Here is a 16117-nt window from a genome sequence, read left to right as displayed (position 1 = left end):
GATTTGCCCGGCTTTGCAACAATAGACAGGTGACTGTTGCAGCAACTACTCCTGCCCCCAAGCTGGAACTCCCGCCCCTGAAGCTGGGTCCCATTACCGTGGACACGCCGGTGATCCTGGCACCCATGGCCGGCATCACCAACTCAGCGTTCCGCCGTTTGTGCCGGGAGTACGGCGGCGGCATGTACGTGGCGGAAATGGTCACCTCCCGCGCTCTGGTGGAGCGGACGCCGGAGTCACTGCGGATCATTTCCCACGACGACGACGAAAAAGTCCGGTCCGTTCAGCTGTACGGCGTGGACCCGGTGACAGTAGGGGCCGCCGTACGCATGCTCGTCGAGGAGGACCGCGCCGACCATATCGACCTCAACTTCGGCTGCCCCGTTCCCAAAGTCACCCGCCGGGGCGGCGGCTCGGCCTTGCCCTGGAAGATCGACCTCTTTACTTCGATCGTGCAGACGGCCGTCAAGGAAGCCTCCAAGGGCAACGTCCCGCTGACCATTAAGATGCGCAAGGGCATCGATGACGACCATCTCACGTACCTCGACGCAGGCCGCATTGCGCGCGATGCCGGCGTTGCCGCCGTCGCCCTTCACGGCAGGACAGCCGCGCAGTTCTACTCCGGACAGGCCGACTGGTCCGCCATCGCCCGCCTCCGCGAGGCGCTTCCGGACATCCCGGTGCTGGGCAACGGCGATATCTGGTCCGCGGAGGACGCGGTCCGGATGGTCCGCGAAACCGGCGTTGACGGGGTGGTGGTGGGCCGCGGCTGCCAGGGCAGGCCCTGGCTTTTCGGGGACCTGCAGGCGGCGTTCGAGGGAAGCGACACCCGGCACAGGCCCAACCTGGGCCAGGTTGCGCAGGGCGTCTACCGGCACGCGGAACTGATGGTGGAGACTTTCGGCGACGAAGGCAAGGCGCTGCGGGAGATCCGGAAACATATTGCCTGGTACTTCAAGGGCTATGTGGTGGGTGGTGAACTCAGGACGCGGATGGCGCTGGTGAACAGCCTCGAAGAGCTGCGCGCCGCGCTGGATGAGCTGGACGTCGACTCGCCCTACCCGGGAGGCGACGCCGAAGGCCCGCGCGGCCGCGCCGGCTCACCCAAGAGGCCTGCGCTGCCGAAGGACTGGCTGGAGTCCCGTGCCCTCAACGCCGACCAGTCGCGGGATATCTCGGCGGCGGAACTGGATGTTTCCGGTGGCTGAAACGCGCACTGCCGCCCCCGTCCTGCCGGGCTACGACACCCATGACTCCGCCCGGTGGGTGGAGGAACCGCCCAAGAACGTCTATCGCTCGGATTTTGAGCGGGACCGCGCCCGCGTGCTGCATTCCTCGGCGCTCCGCCGGCTGGGTGCCAAGACCCAGGTGGTGGCCCCGGACACGGACGACTTCGTGCGGACGCGCCTCACGCACAGCCTGGAAGTGGCCCAGGTGGGACGCGAACTGGGCCGTGCGCTCGGCTGCGATCCGGATGTCGTGGACACTGCCTGCCTGAGCCACGACCTCGGCCATCCGCCGTTCGGCCACAACGGTGAGTCCGCGCTGAATGAAGTGGCCCACGCCATCGGCGGGTTCGAAGGCAACGCCCAGACCCTGCGGCTGCTGACCAGGCTGGAACCCAAGGTGCTGACCCCGGACGGCCAGCCCGCGGGGCTGAACCTCACCAGGGCCAGCCTCGACGCGGCCGCAAAGTACCCGTGGTCCGCGCTGGAAGCCCCGGTGATCCACGGCCAGCGGACCAGCAAGTTCGGCGCCTACGAGGACGACCTCCCCATCTTCAACTGGATCCGGGAGGGTGCCCCGGAGCGCCGGTCCTGCCTCGAAGCCCAGGTCATGGACCTCGCCGACGACATCTCCTATTCGGTGCACGACGTTGAGGACGCGATCGTGGCCGGGCATTTCCAGCTGCGCTGGATGGACAACCCGGACCACCGCGCCCGGGTGGTGGGGTACGCCAAGCAGTGGTACCTGCCGCACAACGACCCGGCCGCCATCGACGCCGCCCTGGCCCGGCTCGAGGCCACGGACGTCTGGGTCCGCGAGGCCGACGGCAGCCGGAAATCCATGGCTGCATTGAAGAACATGACCAGCCAGCTCATTGGCCGGTTCTGCCAAAGTGCCCTGGAAACCACCCGTGCCGTCTACGGCCCGGAGAACCTGACCCGGTACAGCGCCCAGCTGATGGTGCCGGACGAAACAGTGATGGAAATCGCCGTCATGAAGGGCCTGGCCACCACCTTCGTGATGACCACCGAGCACCGCCAGCCCATCTACGAGCGCCAGCGCGAGGTGCTCCACGCCCTGGTCACGGCGCTGAGCGCCACGGGCGACCGGCACCTGGAACCAATGTTTGCCGCCGATTGGCGGGATGCGGCCGACGACGGCGCCCGCCTTCGCGTGGTGATCGACCAGGTGGCGTCGCTGACCGACGGCTCCGCGCTCGCCATGTACGAACGCCTGGTGGGCAGCCTGCCGTCATTGTGGTGACCGGAATCAGGCGCGGAACTGGAAGGTCAGTGCCCGGGGCTAGGATGGCTCTGTGCCAGGGCTGATCAAACGCGAAGATATCGACGAAGTACGCCAGCGCACGGACATCAAGGAAGTGGTTGACGGCTACGTCACACTCAAGGGCGCCGGCCTGGGCACCTTCAAGGGCCTCTGTCCCTTCCACGATGAACGTTCCCCCTCCTTCACTGTCCGGCCGCAGGTGGGCCGCTACCACTGCTTCGGCTGCGGTGAAGACGGCGACGTCATCGCGTTTGTGCAGAAACAGGACCATAGCTCGTTCCAGGAGGCTGTTGAGAAGCTGGCCGCCCGGATCGGCTACGAGCTCCGGTACGAGGACGGCGGCACCGGCCCCAACCGGGAGGAAGTGGGCCGCCGGCAACGGCTGCTGGATGCCCACAAGATCGCGGACGAGTTCTTTCGCGCCCAGCTGCTGACCCCCGGGGCTGCGGAGGCGCGGACCTTCCTGCACAGCCGGGGCTTTGACCGGGCGGCAGCGGAACACTTCGGCGTGGGCTACGCCCCGCAGGGTTGGGACGCCCTGCTCAAGCACCTGCGCGGGCGTGGCTTCACGGACGCCGAGCTGAAGCTCACAGGCATGTTCTCCGCCGGGGGACCCGGAAACCAGCAGAGAATCTATGACCGTTTCCGCGGCCGCCTCATCTGGCCCATCAAGGACATCGCGGGGGACACCATCGGCTTCGGCGCGCGCAGGCTCTACGAGGACGACCAGGGCCCCAAGTACCTCAATACCCCGGAGACGACGCTCTACAAGAAATCCCAGGTGCTGTACGGGATCGACCTCGCCAAGCGCAGCATCGCCAAGGACCGCCAGTTGGTGGTGGTGGAGGGCTACACGGACGTCATGGCGTGCCACCTCGCGGGAATTACGACGGCGGTGGCCACCTGCGGCACAGCGTTCGGCACCGAGCACATCAAGATCGCCCGCCGGCTGCTGTCCGACGACGGCACCGGGGGAGAGGTCGTCTTCACCTTTGACGGCGACGCCGCCGGGCAGAAGGCCGCGCTGCGCGCCTTCGAAGAGGACCAGCGCTTTACCGCCCAGACGTACGTGGCCGTGGAGCCCTCCGGCGCCGATCCCTGCGACCTGCGCCAAAGCAGGGGCGACGAAGCCGTGCACGCCCTGGTCCAGTCCCGCCGGCCGCTGTTCGAGTTTGCCATCCGCACCACCCTGAAGCAGTTCAACCTGGACACGGTGGAGGGCCGGGTGCAGGGACTGAAGGCCTCCGTGCCCGTGGTGGCTGCCATCCGCGACGCCTCCACCCGTACGGGCTACTGCCAGGCGCTGACCGGCTGGCTGGGCATGCCGGACCCCAACGAGGTGCTGCGGCTGGTCAATGCCGAAGTCAAAAACGCCGGCAAGCGCGGCGACCAAGGCGGGGCTCCCGGGCCGGGGCCGCGGACCTCCGCCCCCACCGCCCAACCAGGCGGACCCGGCGTGGCTGCAGGGCCGCCGTCGGGCGCTGTTCCTTCCTACCACCGTCCGGACCCCCGGGACCCCGTGGCGTCCATGGAGCGGCAGGCCCTTGAGGTTGCCCTGCAGGAACCATCGCTGCTGGCCGGCGGGATCTGGGAGCGGTTTTCGGCCGCGCGTTTCGCCACCCCTGCCTTCCAGGCTGTCCATGATGCCATGCGTGCCACGGACCCTGCGCTGACCGGCGACCCCGTCCGATGGGTGGAGCAGGTGATGCACGAGGTCCCCGAACCGTTGCGGCCCCTGGTGTCCGAACTGGCCGTGGTGCCGCTGCCCGCGAGCACTGAGGAAGCCGTCCGGAAGTACTGCCGCGACATCCTGTCACGGCTGTTCGAGCTTCAGATCACACGCGTCAAAGCGGATAAGATGGGCCAGCTCCAGCGGCTGGACCCCGCAGCGGATCCGGAAGCGTACCAGCGCCTTAACCGGGAACTGATGATGCTGGAGATGGAACGCCGGTCCCTGCGGGCGGAAACCTAGCTCCGGACCCCCGGCCGCTCCCTCGATTTCGTTTCCAGCCGGGGTCTTTGCTAGGCTGATACCCGCTTCATTCCTCCTTAGCTCAATTGGCAGAGCATTCGACTGTTAATCGAAGGGTTGCTGGTTCAAGTCCAGCAGGAGGAGCGCACAATCCCCGTTCCGGTCCTCCGGAGCGGGGATTTTTTATGCCCCCGAAAGCCGTCCCGGGCGGCCGGGATCGCCGATTTCACTTTGGCTGGAAACCTTTGCTAATGTCATACCTGCTTCATTCCTCCTTAGCTCAATTGGCAGAGCATTCGACTGTTAATCGAAGGGTTGCTGGTTCAAGTCCAGCAGGAGGAGCCACTAAAAAATCCCCGTTCCTCCGGTGTGGAGGGACGGGGATTTTTGCCTTCCTAGACGAAGTCCATTTCCACCTGCAGGAAGCGCTCCGCTTCGGCGATGGCAGCGATGAACGCCTCCTGCTCGGTGGGGGACTTCCGTGGCTGGCGGGGGTTCCACTCATGGGGCGCCGAATGGATCCGGACGAAGCCGGTTTCCGGCGGGGCGTAAAAGATTCCAAAGCGCTGCACGGGCCATTCGGGGGATGTTTCCGGAGCCACCAGCAACGCGGCCTTGAAGGCGGGGTTGTACCACTGGGCGATGGGACGGCGGCGGTCCTCGGTGAACAGGCCTGCCGCGTAGAGGGCGGCGGACTGGCTGCCGCCCTGGGCACACAACCGCTCCCACCACAGTGGCAGTATCCGGTTATCGCACCGTTGCCACGTGGCCGGAAGCGGCGGTTGATCCTGCCAGTTGGGCACGGACAACATTTTATCGCGCGGGCGGGGTTCGGCGGCAGGGGCCGGCACCGGCACAGGTCGCAAGCCCGGGCGCAGCAGAGTCAGGGACGGTTCCAGGGGCCGGGGTTGACCCGGTACAGCAGGGCCGAGCCGGCCACCATCCCCAACACAATTCCCATGGCAGGATTCCCCAGGGCGCGGCCGGCGAAATAGCCCGCGACGGCGCCGATCACCGCCCCGAGGAAGAGTCCCCTGCGGTTGCGGTGCGGCTTTCGTCCGGCGGTGTCCTTCATCGTGTCAATGGATCGATGGGACGGTGCGCGGCCGGACTACCAGCCAGAGCGCCGCGATGGCCAGCAGGATGCACACTGCCTGCACCGCTCCCATCGGAGCAGCGCTGGTGATGCCCAGCCAGCCAACCACGGGGGAGATGAGGCCGGCCATCATAAAGGTCGAGAAGCCCAGCAGGGAGGCTGCAGTACCCGCCTGGGCAGCGTGGCCGGCCAGGGCGAGCACCTGGACGCAGGGAAACATGAAGCCCGTACCCATGATGTAGAACCACAGCGGAACCATGACTCCCCACAGGCCAAACCCCAGCTGGTCGAACACCACGATCAGCATGGCCATCAGGAACATCCAGGCTGTGGCGCCGGCAAGGATCCACTGCGGCGGCACCCGACGGATGAGGCGGGAACTCGTTTGGATGCCGGCAACAATGCCCAGCGAGTTGATGCCAAAGAGCAGGCCGTACTCCTGGGGCGAGAAGCCGAAGATGTCCTGGAACAGGAACGGCGAGGCTGAAAGGTACGTGAACAGGCCGCCGAAATTCAGGCCGGCCACCAGCAGCAGGCCGACAAACACGCGGTCGCCGAAAAGGATCCGGTAACGCTGGCGGACCGTCATGCCGCCATGCCGGCGATTTTCCGGGGGAAGGGTCTCCCGCACCAGGAACAGCGAGGCGATGATCACCAGCGTGCCGTAGGCGGCAAGGAACACGAAGATCCCGGGCCATGCCATTACCAGGAGCAGCTGTGAGCCGATCACGGGGGCCAGGATCGGCGCCAGGCCGTTGACCAGGGACATGCGGGAAAACATCTTCACCATCGCGTAGCCGGAGAAAAGGTCCCGGACCATCGCCATGGCCACGACACCGCCGCCGGCAGCACCCACGCCCATCAGGACGCGGAATATGCCCAGGGCGGTGATGTCCGTGGAGAGGGCAGCCCCCAGGGACGCCGCGATGTGCAGCGCCGTGGCCAGGATGAGGGGCGTCCGGCGGCCGAACTTGTCGCTGAACGGGCCCACCACGAGCTGTCCGATCGCAAAGCCCACGGTGGTTCCCGCCAGGGTCAGCTGGACCTGTGCCTCGCTCACTCCCAGGCTCGCCTCCAGGGCGGGGAACGCAGGAAGGTAAAGGTCGATCGTGAACGGACCCAGGGCGGTCAGGGCACCGAGGAGGAGGATGTACAGGAGTTTCCGGCGGCGGCTCAACAGATCGCCCGGATTGCTGGGGATGGTCACGGAGATCAATCCTAGGCCCGCAGCGGCCAACTTTGCAGCGTTGTAGGAGGTGCCGCCCGGCAAGCCCCGAAGTTCGTCCTTAACCTGAATGATAGTTTTGGTGCGGGGACTGTGCGGCTGCACTTTCCCGCAGCACACGGAAGCCGATTCGACCCATGACCAGTAAGGCGGAACCGATGAGCGGACGTCACAGCGGGCGTACCAGCCAGGGATTGCGCATCACAGCGCTCCCAGGGACGCTAAAACTCCTTTTCCGGTTGGCGCCGCGCCAGCTCAATGACGAAATTGCCTTCGCGAAGATCGAGCTCAAGCGCAAGGGAATCCAGGTCGGAGTAGCCGCTGCGTTCTTCGCCGTAGCCCTCGTCTTCCTTTTGTTCCTGGTGGTGGGCCTTATCGTTGCGGCCATCATGGGCCTGGCAACCATCATGCCCGCCTGGCTGGCCGCGCTCCTGGTGTCGGCGGCCTTCCTGCTGATAGCACTTATCGGCGGCCTGATCGGTGCAAGGAAATTCAAGAAGGCCATGCCGCTCCTCCCGGAGGAGACCATCCGCGGCATCAAGCACGATATCGGTGTGGCCAAGGAAGGTTCCGCCTTCAACGCCGCAGTCCTGGATCCGCAGAGTCCGGAAGGCAAGGCCGCCAAAGCCGCGAAGGATGAAGCCGCGGCCAAGGCCAAGGCCGAGAAGGCGGCCAAAGCGGCTGAGCACGACAAGGAATTCCCGCACGCATCCGAGCCGGAGCTGGCCCGCCGCCTTAACCAGCGCCGCCACCACCTCACCGAAGTGCGCGACGAACTCGGCACTGAACTGGATGTCAAGACCCAAGCCCGGTACCTGCTGGCCTCCGCCCAGGACAAGCTGCGCGAAGGGCAGGCCTTGGCCGGCCACGGCCGGGATGTTGCAGGGCGGAAGTTCGCCGCCCTGTCCGGGTCCGCCGACCTTGACAAGCGCTGGAAGCCGCTGGCGGCCTTCATCGCCGCGGGGACTGTCTTCCTGGTGCTGGTCCGGAAGCTCCTGCGAACGTACTAGGGCAGGTGGCGGGCCCGTCCCGGTAACCCGCAGAAGGTCCATCGCTGGAACGGCAAGGCGCTCGCAGGGGGCGGCAGGAAGGAAAGGGGCACGGGGTGAAGTTCATTGGTGCCGGCTCCCGTCCCGGACGCCCCCAGGTGGACCATGACCGGGTGTTCACCATTCCCAACCTGCTCACCGTGGTGCGCTTCATGGGCGTCCCGCTCTTCATCTGGCTTGTCCTGGCGCAGAAGGAATACGGTGCCGGCGTAGTGGTCCTGGCGGTTATGGCCGGCACGGACTGGATTGACGGCTACATCGCCCGCCGCTTCGACCAGACCTCCAAGCTCGGCCGGGTCCTGGACCCCATCGCCGACCGCCTCGCCCTGATCGCCGTGGCTGTCACGCTGGTGATTGCCGGCGTCGTCCACTGGCTGTACCTGGCCGCGCTGGTAGTCCCGGACGCCGTCCTGCTCGCCCTGACGCTGTCCTTCTTCCGGGGGCACCCGGACCTCCCCGTCAGCGTGGTGGGCAAGGTGCGCACCGGCCTGCTGCTGCTCGGGACGCCGATGCTGGTCCTTTCACGGCTGGATACGGGATTCTCCGGCGAGCTGTTCGTCGCCGCCTGGATAGTGCTCGGGCTTGGCCTGATTGGCCACTGGATTGCCGCCTACAACTATTTCTGGGCCATCCTGCGAAAGGGCCGAATGCAGGCACAACACGACGACGGGACCACCTGATGGTGTGGATGGCGGTGGTGCTTGCGCTGCTGGGCGCCTTCTGCCTGGCCCTCGGCGCACAGCGCCAGGGAAGCGCCGTCAAGGCGGACACCGGCGGCCTTGCCCTGAGCTCCAACGGCTTCCTGCGACTGCTTCGGAATCCCCGCTGGGTGTTCGGCCTCCTGCTGCTGTGCGCCGGCATGGCCATGAATGCCGTGGCACTCGTATCCGCCCCGCTCACGGTCGTCCAGCCCATCGGCGCCATCGCCCTGGTGATCACCACCATCATCAATGCACGGGACCAGGACCTCACCATCAACCGGGCAACGGTGGTGGCCATCGCCGCCTGCGTGACGGGCTCCGCGCTCTTTGTCCTCCTGGCGGTCAACGTCACCCAGGAAAACCACCACGTGAGCGTGGAGGACGAGCTCACGATCGTGCTGCTGCTTGCCCTCGCCGTTGGAGTTTTCGGCACGCTCGCCGTCATGTTCAAACACCGGATCAATGCCTTCGTCTACATCCTGGGCGCCGGGGTGCTCTTTGGCTTCGTAGCCGTCCTCACCCGGATCATCGGCAAGCATCTGCTCGACCCGAACGGGCTGTTCCTGCTGAACGTTCAGTGGTACTCCGTGGTGGCCCTAATCGCCGCCGGCGGGCTGGGGTCCTGGTTTGTCCAAAACGCCTATTCCTCCGGCCCGCCGGACCTCGTGATCGCAGGACTCACGGTGATTGACCCCCTGGTGGGCATCGCGATCGGCATTGTGATCCTCGGTGAACTGCGCCCGGATGTCCACGCCGTGATGGCCATTGCGATGGGAACCGCGGCCTCCCTTGCTATCGTTGGGGTGATCGCCCTTTCCAGGCACCACCCCGAGGTCACGAAGCGCAAGAAGGACGCGCGGAAGGCCGTGGGCCGGGCGGTGCGTTAGCCGGCTGTCCAACACATCTTGTCCAGCAAATACTGTCCAGCAGATTTCCACCCCAGATCCAGATCCCGTCAACCCAAATTCACCACGAGGCCAGGCACCAGTGTGCATCGGCCAGCCGTGCTGCCAGTTCATGCTGTCCGCACCGTGACCATCAGGAGCTCTCCACGTGACCACGCCCGCCGACCAGCGTCCCCTGACCATACTGATTGCCGCGGACACGTATCCGCCCCATATCAACGGAGCAGCCCAGTTCGGCTACCGCCTGGCCAAGGGAATGACCGGCCGGGGACACGACGTGCACGTCCTGGCCTGCCGCGCGGACAACGGAAAGAGCTTCACCGAGTTCCGCCCGGAAGGAACGGTCCACAGGCTCCGTTCCCATGGGGTTCCCACACACGAATACTTCCGGATCTGCCTCCCCTGGGAAATCAAGAAGGAAATCAGCCTTCTTTTCGACCGCGTGCAGCCGGACGTGGTGCACATCCAGAGCCACTACATGATCGGCGAGCACGTCCTGTACGAGGCCGTGAAGCGCGGTGTGCGGATCGTTGCCACCAACCACTTCATGCCGGAAAACCTCAACCCGTTCCTGCCGTTTCCGCAGTGGTTCAAGGACATCATCGGCCGTATCTCGTGGAAGGACATGGGGAAGGTCATGGGTAAGGCGGACGTAGTCACCACGCCCACCCCGCTGGCGGCAAAGGCCATGCACCAGCACGCCTTCCTGCGCAAGGTGTTGCCGCTGTCCAACGGCATCGACTCCGCAGCCTACGAACTGCAGCCGGGGGAGCAGATCGATCCCCACCCGTACCCAACGGTGATGTTCGCCGGCCGGCTGGCCGAGGAGAAGCACGTGGACGTGCTGATCGAGGCCATCAGCAAGACCCCGCCGGAACTGAACGTGCACCTGGAGGTTGTTGGCGGCGGCGAGGTGCGCTCCGCCCTGGAGGAGCTCGTCGATCGGCTCGGGCTGCGGGACCGGGTAAAGTTCCTCGGGCTCGCCACCGACGAGGAGCTGCGGAAGGCCTATATCCAGGCGGACCTCTTCTGCATGCCCGGAACTGCCGAGCTGCAGTCGCTGGTGACGTTGGAGGCGATGTCTGCTTCCACCCCGGTGGTGCTGGCGGATGCCATGGCGCTGCCGCATCTGGTGCGTGACGGCGAGAACGGGTACCTCTTTACCCCCAACGACAGCGACGACCTCGCCAAGAAGATCACCCGGATCCTGGAGCTGCCGGCCGCTGAGCGCGCTGCCATGGGCCATGCCAGCCGGCAGATGGTGGAGCCGCACAGCATCCAGGGAACGCTGCAAACCTTTGAGGACCTTTACCGGGGCGCGGCGTTCGAGGACAAAGTGGTCTGAACGCTTTCCCGGGTTTGCTAGAGTGTTTTTGCCCTGCAGGATCGCATCGCTTTTGAGGCGGGCCGCCGCGGGTTTCGGGGCTATAGCTCAGCTGGTTAGAGCGCGGGACTCATAATCCTAAGGTCCTCGGTTCAAGTCCGAGTAGCCCTACATCTGCGGAAAACCGCGGCCGACGACCATCGTCGGCCGCGGTTTTCTTCCTTTAAGGCCACAATGTGCGGTATGTTACTCATCAGTAACTTACCGGGCTTCTTCCACGGAGCACGGGTCACCGCTGATCACTTGTGAGGTAACCATGTCAACAGCCGCTGCAGGCCTCAATGACCTTCCCTATGCTGACGGCGACTTCTTCGCCTTCGAGCAGCTGCTCAACGGAAAGGAACAGGACCGGCTGGCAGAGGTCAGGGAGTTCCTGGCGCGGGAGGTCAAGCCCATCGCCGTGGACTTCTGGAACCGTGGCGAATTCCCGATGGACCTCATCCCCAAGCTGGCCGACATCGACCTGGTCAGCCCGGTACGCCGGCAGGGCTATTCCAACCTCTTCGCGGGCCTGGTCCACGCCGAGGTGACCCGGGCCGACGCCTCCATCTCCACCTTCATGGGCGTCCACGACGGCCTGTTCACCGGCTCCATCGAAGCCCTTGCATCCCAGGAACAAAAGGACGCCTGGCTTCCTGACATTTACGCCCTGAAGAAGATCGGCGCCTTCGGGCTGACCGAACCGCTGGGCGGCAGCGACGTTGCCGGCGGAACCCGCACCACCGCCCGCCGGGAGGGCGGCAGCTGGATCCTCAACGGAGCAAAGCGCTGGATCGGCAACGCAACGTTCTCCGACTGGGTGGTCATCTACGCCAGGGATGTGGACGACAACCAGGTCAAGGGCTTTCTCGTGGACACCACGCTGGAGGGCTTCAGCGCCACCAAGATCGAGAACAAGATCGCACTGCGGACTGTCCAAAACGCCGACATCACCCTGGACAACGTGCTGGTCCCGGACTTCTTCAAGCTGGCACACGCCAACAGCTTCCGCGATGTCAACAAGGTCCTGAAGGTCACCCGGCTGGGCGTCGCCTGGCAGGCCGTGGGCCAGCAGCTGGCCGCCTTCGATGTGGCCCGGCGCTACGCCGTTGAACGCCACCAGTTCGGCCGGCCGCTCGCATCCTTCCAGCTGGTCCAAAGCCAGCTGGTGCAGATCCTGGGCAATGCCGTCAGCTCCATGGGCATGATGGTCCGGCTCTCGCAGCTGGAGGACGCAGGTCAGGCGCGCGACGAGCAGTCCGCCCTCGCCAAGGCCTTCACCACGGCGAGGATGCGCGAGAGCGTGGCGATCGGCCGGAGCATCCTGGGCGGCAACGGCATTGTGACGGACTTCGAGATGGCCAAGATCTTCGCCGACGCTGAAGCCATTTACTCCTATGAAGGCACCCACGAGATCAACACCCTGGTCACCGGCCGCGCCATCACCGGCATCTCCGCGATCGTCTAGCCTTGCCGGCCTGCCGCGGCGCCCCCGGGCCGGGCATCAGGGCGGCGCTTCGAGCGGCAGGAGGATGGACGGCCGCAGATCCATGACGAACTGCAGCGGATTGACGTAGTCGTCCCCGCGCCGCACACCCCAGTGCAGGCAGGGCGCTGCCGGGCAATGCCCCGGAAGTACCGTGCCGACAGGCTGCCCGGCTGCAACCGCGCTGCCTGGCGCCAAGGTGCTAGCAACCGGCTCAAAGCTGCTCCGCAGCCCGTTGCCATGGTCGATGGTGATTACCGGGCGGTCCACCACCACTCCCACGAAGCTGACGGAGCCCGCGGCCGGCGACGTGACGTGTGCGCCGTCGGACGCTGCTCCCAGGTCCACGCCCCGGTGGCCGCTGAGCCAGGGCTTCGGGGGCGGGTCAAAATCCCGCAACACCAGGGGGCGGGGGCTGAGGGGCCATTGCCAGGAGGGTGTGGCCAGGCCGGCGGTGGGGTCCGGATCCGCCTTCACCATGGCTACCGGGGGTTCAACGTAGGCCGGCGCCGCGGCGAGTGGCTCCCCGGCCGGGGACAGCGAAGCGGGCACCAGGAGGAACGCCGCGAGCAGCAATGGTGGTCTCATGCCACCAGCGTGCGCCCGCCCTGAATCATGCGGCGAGTGGCGGGTGCGGCTATGTGGATAAGGCGCGGGCCGGCGCCGTTCCTGTCCTCGTCAGTGTCCTCTGGCCGAGGGTGCCTGTAGTACACTTGATGGAGCAGTTTGCTGCGCCCTCAACGCCTTCCGTCCAGCGGCTATCCAGTGGTTCTTCCAACGGTATATGTTCCTGTCCGGGCGGCGTCGGCACATCTCATTCAGGAGTGTGGGGGAGCGGCAGCTGACTACGCGCATCCAGCCCTCCATCAGCAACGCCCAGGCCAAGCTGGCGGAGGATCAGGCCTCTTGCGGTCGGGACTCCGGTCCCGATGGGGAGCCTGATGGATGCCAGGAGCACGGCCCGTCCGGGCCACGCTAATCAACCGTCAACTATTGGCAGGGTAAGAAGCCTCCGGGTTTTCTCATGAATGACCTGCCGGAAAATAAGGAGCGTCGGAATGCCCGTCGTAACCATGCGCCAGCTGCTTGACAGCGGCGTCCACTTTGGACACCAGACCCGCCGTTGGAACCCGAAGATGAAGCGCTTCATCTTCACCGAGCGCAACGGCATCTACATCATCGACCTTCAGCAGTCGCTGTCCTACATCGACCGCGCCTACGAGTTCGTGAAGGCCACCGTTGCCCACGGCGGCACCGTCCTCTTCGTCGGCACCAAGAAGCAGGCCCAGGAAGCGATTGCCGAGCAGGCAACCCGCGTTGGCCAGCCCTACGTCAACCAGCGCTGGCTCGGCGGCATGCTGACCAACTTCCAGACGGTCGCCAAGCGCATCCAGCGCATGAAGGAACTCGAAGAGATCGACTTCGACGACGTCGCCGGTTCCGCGTACACCAAGAAGGAGCTGCTGCTCCTGAAGCGCGAACTCACCAAGCTGGAGTCCAACCTCGGCGGTATCCGCAACCTGACCAAGGCACCGTCCGTGCTCTGGATCGTGGACACCAAGAAGGAACACCTCGCCGTCGACGAGGCCAAGAAGCTGAACATCCCGGTTGTTGCCATCCTGGACACCAACTGCGATCCGGATGAGGTCGACTTCCCGATCCCGGGCAACGACGACGCCATCCGCTCCGTCAACCTCCTCACCCGCGTTGTTGCAGACGCCGTTGCCGAAGGCCTCATCGCGCGCAACAGCCGTGGCACGGGCGCTACTGAAGCTCCGGAAGAGCCGCTGGCCGAGTGGGAGCGCGAGCTCCTCGAAGGCAGCAAGGCCGAAGCTGCAGCTCCGGCAGAAGAAGCTGCCGCACCCGCCGCCGCTGAAGCTGCCGCACCCGCTGCCGCTGAAGCTGCTGCTCCGGCGGAGGAAGCTGCGGCTCCTTCCGAAGAAGCCAAGTAACACAAGTAGATCCGGATTTTCCGGCGCCGTCCTGCGGCAGCCGGAGCTGCTGACAGGATGGCGGCCCGCCACGGGCTGCCGTCCTGTCGGTCCGTACACCACAACAAATTTCTAGACAGAGGGGTTCACATGGCGAACTACACTGCCGCGGACATCAAGGCCCTGCGCGAGCGCACCGGCGCCGGCATGATGGACGTCAAGAAGGCTCTTGACGAGGCCAACGGCGACGCCGAGAAGGCCATCGAGATCATCCGCATCAAGGGCCTGAAGGGCGCCACCAAGCGCGAAGGCCGCTCCACCGCTGAAGGCCTGGTGGCCGCAAAGGTCAGCAACGGCGTCGGCGTCATGATCGAGGTCAACTGCGAGACCGACTTCGTTGCCAAGGCTGACAAGTTCATCCAGCTGGCGGACAAGGTCCTGGCTGTTGCCGTCGAGTCCGGCGCTGCCGACCTCGAGACCCTGCTCGCCGCTGATGTTGACGGCAAGCCCCTCTCCGAGGTCGTCGTCGAAGAAGGCGCCGTCCTGGGCGAGAAGGTTGTTGTCCGCCGCATCTCCCGCATCGAGGGTGCAACGGTCGACGCTTACCTGCACAAGACCTCCAAGGACCTGCCGGCCCAGGTCGGCGTGCTGTTCGCTGTTGACGGTGAAGGCGAAGCTGCTGCCACCGCAGCCCACGATGTCGCAGTCCACATTGCTGCCATGGCCCCGAACTACCTGACCCGCGAGGACGTTCCGTCCGACCTGGTGGAGTCCGAGCGCCGCATCGCCGAAGAAACCGCCAAGGCCGAGGGCAAGCCCGAAGCCGCCCTCACCAAGATCGTGGAAGGCCGCGTTACCGGCTTCTACAAGGGTGAGGTCCTGGTTGACCAGGCATTCGCCAAGGACGCCAAGAAGTCCGTGGCACAGGTCCTCGCTGAGGCCGGTGTCAAGGGAACCGCGTTCACGCGTTTCCGCGTCGGCTCCTAGCCGAAGCTGCAAGGGGGTGGCCACTTCGGTGGCCGCCCCTTTTGCATGCGCGGGGGAAGGCACCGTCCGGGACAGGCCCGCATGGGACCTTTGGCCGCGCAGCAGGATAACCTTTTTAGAGTTCACCAACGGGAAGGCATCATGGAAGCCGTCAACACTGTAATCCAGCCAGAGAAAAGTCGACGCCGGGTCCTCCTGAAGCTCTCCGGCGAGGTCTTTGGCGGCGGGAAGCTGGGCGTTGACCCGGAGACCGTCCGCGACGTCGCCAAGCAGATCGCCGCAGCCGTGCCCCAGGTGGAGGTGGCCATCGTCGTGGGCGGCGGCAACTTCTTCCGCGGCGCCGAACTTTCCCAGAGCGGCATGGACCGCTCCCGCGCCGACTACATGGGCATGCTCGGCACCGTGATGAACTGCCTTGCCCTCCAGGACTTCCTGGAACAGGCCGGCGTCGAAACCCGGGTCCAGAGCGCCATCACCATGGGCCAGGTCGCCGAGGCCTACATTCCCCGCCGCGCCATCCGCCACATGGAAAAGGGCCGCGTGGTCATTTTCGGTGCCGGCGCCGGGCTGCCGTACTTCTCCACCGACACCGTCGCGGCGCAGCGGGCCCTCGAGGTCCACGCCGACGTCGTCCTGATGGCCAAGAGCGGTGTGGACGCCGTCTACACCGCCGACCCCAAGAAGGACCCCACAGCAGAGCGGCTGGAAACCCTTAGCTACGACGATGCGCTCCGCCGGGACATCCGGGTCATGGACCAGACGGCCATGACCATGTGCAAGGACAACAACCTTTCCATGGTGGTCTTTGGGATGGAAGGCGAAGGCAACGTCACCCGCGCCATCCTCGGCGAAAAGCTGGGCACCCTGGTGACCGCCTAGCTGCGGCTAGGA

General features: G+C 65.6%; 15 protein-coding genes and 3 tRNA genes. 14 read left to right on the top strand and 4 right to left on the bottom strand.

Features of this window, described 5'->3' with window-relative positions; genetic code table 11:
* The first annotated feature begins 29 nt into the window (after positions 1-29).
* The 5 genes from dusB (at position 30) to U7114_RS13565 (ending at position 4828) form a co-directional block, all read left to right on the top strand.
* Complete coding sequence (gene dusB / locus U7114_RS13585; RefSeq protein ID WP_321215811.1) at positions 30-1208, top strand: tRNA dihydrouridine synthase DusB; 1179 nt, start codon at positions 30-32, stop codon at positions 1206-1208.
* Positions 1192-2490: a deoxyguanosinetriphosphate triphosphohydrolase gene (locus U7114_RS13580; RefSeq protein WP_157238634.1), complete on the top strand. Its 1299-nt coding sequence runs from the start codon at positions 1192-1194 to the stop codon at positions 2488-2490. Before dusB ends, U7114_RS13580 begins: the two co-directional genes overlap by 17 nt.
* A 52-nt stretch (positions 2491-2542) precedes the next feature.
* The gene (gene dnaG / locus U7114_RS13575) at positions 2543-4483 is read left to right on the top strand and encodes a DNA primase (RefSeq protein WP_323057639.1); all 1941 of its coding nucleotides are present in this window, start codon (positions 2543-2545) and stop codon (positions 4481-4483) included.
* 71 nt (positions 4484-4554) lie between these two features.
* Positions 4555-4627 (top strand) — tRNA-Asn (locus U7114_RS13570).
* 125 nt (positions 4628-4752) lie between these two features.
* Positions 4753-4828, top strand: a tRNA-Asn gene (locus U7114_RS13565).
* A 50-nt stretch (positions 4829-4878) separates the two neighbouring features.
* Here U7114_RS13565 and U7114_RS13560 read toward each other — a convergent pair.
* From U7114_RS13560 to U7114_RS13550, 3 genes are all read right to left on the bottom strand, one after another.
* Positions 4879-5286: a hypothetical protein gene (locus tag U7114_RS13560; protein WP_321215813.1), complete on the bottom strand. Its 408-nt coding sequence runs from the start codon at positions 5284-5286 to the stop codon at positions 4879-4881.
* An 80-nt stretch (positions 5287-5366) separates the two neighbouring features.
* Positions 5367-5558, bottom strand: a complete 192-nt coding sequence (locus U7114_RS13555) for a hypothetical protein (RefSeq protein ID WP_157238632.1) — start codon at positions 5556-5558, stop codon at positions 5367-5369.
* Between the two features lie 4 nt (positions 5559-5562).
* Positions 5563-6792, bottom strand: coding sequence for a multidrug effflux MFS transporter (locus U7114_RS13550; RefSeq protein ID WP_370460766.1), 1230 nt, complete (start codon positions 6790-6792; stop codon positions 5563-5565).
* Positions 6793-6962: 170 nt separating this feature from the next.
* On the opposite strand from U7114_RS13550, the gene U7114_RS13545 reads away from it, so the two are divergent.
* From U7114_RS13545 to U7114_RS13520, 6 genes are all read left to right on the top strand, one after another.
* Positions 6963-7814, top strand: coding sequence for a phage holin family protein (locus U7114_RS13545; RefSeq protein ID WP_321215815.1), 852 nt, complete (start codon positions 6963-6965; stop codon positions 7812-7814).
* A gap of 95 nt (positions 7815-7909) precedes the next feature.
* Positions 7910-8533 carry a CDP-alcohol phosphatidyltransferase family protein gene (locus tag U7114_RS13540; protein ID WP_323057638.1) on the top strand — a complete coding sequence of 208 codons (624 nt, stop codon included), beginning with the start codon at positions 7910-7912 and terminating at the stop codon, positions 8531-8533.
* Positions 8533-9441: a DMT family transporter gene (locus U7114_RS13535; protein ID WP_157238629.1), complete on the top strand. Its 909-nt coding sequence runs from the start codon at positions 8533-8535 to the stop codon at positions 9439-9441. Before U7114_RS13540 ends, U7114_RS13535 begins: the two co-directional genes overlap by 1 nt.
* Before the next feature lie 166 nt (positions 9442-9607).
* Positions 9608-10804 (top strand): glycosyltransferase, encoded by a 1197-nt coding sequence (locus tag U7114_RS13530; protein WP_323057637.1) that lies wholly within the window; start codon positions 9608-9610, stop codon positions 10802-10804.
* Positions 10805-10880: 76 nt separating this feature from the next.
* Positions 10881-10954, top strand: a tRNA-Ile gene (locus tag U7114_RS13525).
* 145 nt (positions 10955-11099) lie between these two features.
* Positions 11100-12290 carry an acyl-CoA dehydrogenase family protein gene (locus U7114_RS13520; protein WP_157238628.1) on the top strand — a complete coding sequence of 397 codons (1191 nt, stop codon included), beginning with the start codon at positions 11100-11102 and terminating at the stop codon, positions 12288-12290.
* 36 nt (positions 12291-12326) lie between these two features.
* Here the strand turns inward: U7114_RS13520 and U7114_RS13515 are convergent, their stop codons facing one another.
* Positions 12327-12896, bottom strand: a complete 570-nt coding sequence (locus U7114_RS13515; RefSeq protein WP_323057636.1) for a M23 family metallopeptidase — start codon at positions 12894-12896, stop codon at positions 12327-12329.
* Positions 12897-13366: 470 nt separating this feature from the next.
* On the opposite strand from U7114_RS13515, the gene rpsB reads away from it, so the two are divergent.
* From rpsB to pyrH, 3 genes are all read left to right on the top strand, one after another.
* On the top strand, positions 13367-14260 hold the full coding sequence (gene rpsB, locus U7114_RS13510; protein ID WP_157238627.1) for a 30S ribosomal protein S2: 894 nt from the start codon (positions 13367-13369) through the stop codon (positions 14258-14260).
* A gap of 129 nt (positions 14261-14389) precedes the next feature.
* A complete protein-coding gene (gene tsf / locus U7114_RS13505; protein ID WP_157238626.1) occupies positions 14390-15226 on the top strand; it encodes a translation elongation factor Ts in 837 nt (278 codons plus the stop codon).
* 141 nt (positions 15227-15367) lie between these two features.
* Positions 15368-16105, top strand: a complete 738-nt coding sequence (gene pyrH / locus U7114_RS13500) for a UMP kinase (protein ID WP_013600472.1) — start codon at positions 15368-15370, stop codon at positions 16103-16105.
* Positions 16106-16117: the final 12 nt, after the last annotated feature.

The organism is Pseudarthrobacter sp. C1, from assembly GCF_034720455.1.
In the GTDB taxonomy this organism is placed as follows: Bacteria; Actinomycetota; Actinomycetes; order Actinomycetales; family Micrococcaceae; genus Arthrobacter.
This window is presented reverse-complemented; position numbering and strand designations above follow the sequence as displayed.

Bases quoted from the DNA above. Each gene is read 5' to 3' on its own strand.
- U7114_RS13580 (WP_157238634.1), top strand. From the start codon at position 1,192: ATGTTTCCGGTGGCTGAAACGCGCACTGCCGCCCCCGTCCTGCCGGGC.
- U7114_RS13515 (WP_323057636.1), bottom strand. From the start codon at position 12,896: ATGAGACCACCATTGCTGCTCGCGGCGTTCCTCCTGGTGCCCGCTTCG.
- pyrH (WP_013600472.1), top strand. From the start codon at position 15,368: ATGGAAGCCGTCAACACTGTAATCCAGCCAGAGAAAAGTCGACGCCGG.
- U7114_RS13535 (WP_157238629.1), top strand. From the start codon at position 8,533: ATGGTGTGGATGGCGGTGGTGCTTGCGCTGCTGGGCGCCTTCTGCCTG.
- tsf (WP_157238626.1), top strand. From the start codon at position 14,390: ATGGCGAACTACACTGCCGCGGACATCAAGGCCCTGCGCGAGCGCACC.
- U7114_RS13520 (WP_157238628.1), top strand. From the start codon at position 11,100: ATGTCAACAGCCGCTGCAGGCCTCAATGACCTTCCCTATGCTGACGGC.
- U7114_RS13545 (WP_321215815.1), top strand. From the start codon at position 6,963: ATGAGCGGACGTCACAGCGGGCGTACCAGCCAGGGATTGCGCATCACA.
- rpsB (WP_157238627.1), top strand. From the start codon at position 13,367: ATGCCCGTCGTAACCATGCGCCAGCTGCTTGACAGCGGCGTCCACTTT.
- U7114_RS13555 (WP_157238632.1), bottom strand. From the start codon at position 5,558: ATGAAGGACACCGCCGGACGAAAGCCGCACCGCAACCGCAGGGGACTC.